This is a genomic window from Burkholderia sp. BCC1977 (assembly GCF_905339595.1).
Taxonomy (GTDB): Bacteria; Pseudomonadota; Gammaproteobacteria; order Burkholderiales; family Burkholderiaceae; genus Burkholderia.
In genome coordinates this window covers 1-1,854 of sequence record NZ_CAJPGQ010000119.1, presented here as the reverse complement: position 1 = coordinate 1,854, position 1,854 = coordinate 1, and the positions used below count along the sequence as shown (strand labels likewise).

Annotated in this window: 2 protein-coding genes and 1 pseudogene; 2 read left to right on the top strand and 1 reads right to left on the bottom strand. The window is 59.0% G+C overall.

Going from position 1 to position 1,854, the window contains the following annotated elements; genetic code table 11:
- The first annotated feature begins 196 nt into the window (after positions 1–196).
- Together U5771_RS34970 and U5771_RS34965 are read left to right on the top strand one after the other, a co-directional pair.
- Entirely contained in the window at positions 197–631 is a 435-nt protein-coding gene (locus U5771_RS34970; RefSeq protein ID WP_322028153.1) for a helix-turn-helix domain-containing protein, read from the top strand.
- Between the two features lie 638 nt (positions 632–1,269).
- Positions 1,270–1,512, top strand: a pseudogene (locus U5771_RS34965) (IS110 family transposase); the annotation flags it as partial.
- A 20-nt stretch (positions 1,513–1,532) separates the two neighbouring features.
- Here the strand turns inward: U5771_RS34965 and U5771_RS34960 are convergent.
- Positions 1,533–1,854 (bottom strand): IS66 family transposase (locus U5771_RS34960; protein ID WP_322028152.1); only part of this gene is annotated, 322 nt, incomplete at its 5' end.

Here is a 1,854-nt window from a genome sequence, read left to right as displayed (position 1 = left end):
TAAGGGATCGATCAACGTCACTCGAGTGTATCGCGACAAACGACGCGCGAGTATTCCACCAGCAATCCCGCCCCCATATATTGTGACTCCGTCCACTTTCCGCTCTTCCATTGCCACTCCTGCCGTTGAACCGGCGAACATTTTGTTCGTCGCGATATGATATGGCTTCCCGTACAGCAAACAAGAAGGCACCTCTATGGCCGAAACGAACATTCGTGTGCGCAATGTCGATGCGGCGCCCAATCACGAACGGTGCAAGGACGTCATCGACACTCTCGCCCGCATCGGTGATAAATGGACAGTGATGGTTGTAGGGGCTCTATCCCAAGGTAGGAAGATGCGCTACACCGAACTTAGTCACAGGATCGAAGGCATTTCACAACGGATGCTGACCCTCACACTAAAAGCATTGGAGCGAGATGGGTTTGTCGAGCGGACTACGTATCCAACTATTCCACCACGGGTCGAATATGAGCTGACCGACCTCGGTCAGAGCCTGATCGAGCCTTTGCGGGCATTACACGAATGGGCGGTAGTTCATCGCCCATCGATCCAGGCGGCTCGTGAGTCGTTTGACATGAGGAAAGAAACCGATAAGGCACACCGCACAGCACTCTTTGCTCCAAAGTGACTGGAGTAGCCCCTTGGAGCAGCCCCCTGAAACGCCTACAAGGACCTTCGGGTTCTTGCAATGTCGTTCTGACATCTCTGCATTGCGGCACGATGGCGACGAGATGGACTGCGCACCTACAATCGGCCTGCGAGCGCGCTCGGCTCGGGCCAGAATACTAACCGCTCAGCAGGGCTCCATCCGGACAGCGGCATTGCGCTGTGCATGCCGAGCGTTTCATCGAGCTGTCCTGCTGCCGGTCCAACCTGTCGTCGATTCGTCCGTTGCAATCCGTCAGAGAAAGGCGCTGCTGTTGCTGCTTACTGTTCTTGCGGTTGCATAGGCGTAAAGCATGCCGGCACGTGGTCGGGCCTGAACGACTCGTCTCGCGTCAGTAGTTGTCCATCGGGCCTGTCCGACTCCGAAGGATGAAGCGGGCCTACGGCCGGTGCTTTGCCGATTGGCGGAGCATAAGATGTCGGAAGGTATCGGTAACGAGGTCGGCCCGCTCTTGGTGCCCCGAGCCCGTTCAGTAGTTGGACCCGCAGCCCTGCGAGCACCCCGAATTGTGACCACGGGTGGCGACACCCTGGAGCACGCCTAGTAGATTTCGACGACGAGGGCTGCTGCCGGTGCCGTTGACTTTGGTAGGAGGCTCCATGCAAGTTCTCTATCCCCGCTGCGCCGGCCTGGATGTACACAAGGACATCATCGTGGCCTGCGTGCGCTGCGTTTCGGCGCCCACGCATCAGGAAGTACGCAGCTTTGAAGGCACGACCGGCGGATTGCTGGCGCTGGCCGACTGGCTGGCCGCACACGCCTGCACCCACGTCGCCATGGAAGCCACCGGGATCTACTGGAAGCCCGTCTGGCACGTCCTTGAGGGCAACTTCGAACGTATGCGGTCTTTTAACGACGCCCCTCAGAGGTTGAGGGCGGCAGGCATTCTCCAAGGCATGAGATCGGCGTAGTCGTCGACGGTTGCAGCGAGCGGCAACCTGGTGAGCAGCCAAACCAGATAGCGATACGGCTCGACGCCGTTCGCCTTGCACGTCTCGACGAGGGAGTACAGGTTGGCACTGGCCTGCGCGCCGGCGACCGTATCGGAGAACAGCCAGCCCTTGCGGCCGACGACGAACGGTCGGATCGCGTTCTCGCACAGGTTGTTCGAGATCGGCCAGTTGCCGTTATCGACGTATCGGACCAGCTTGGGCCACTGTCCGCTCATGTACTGCAATGCCTTA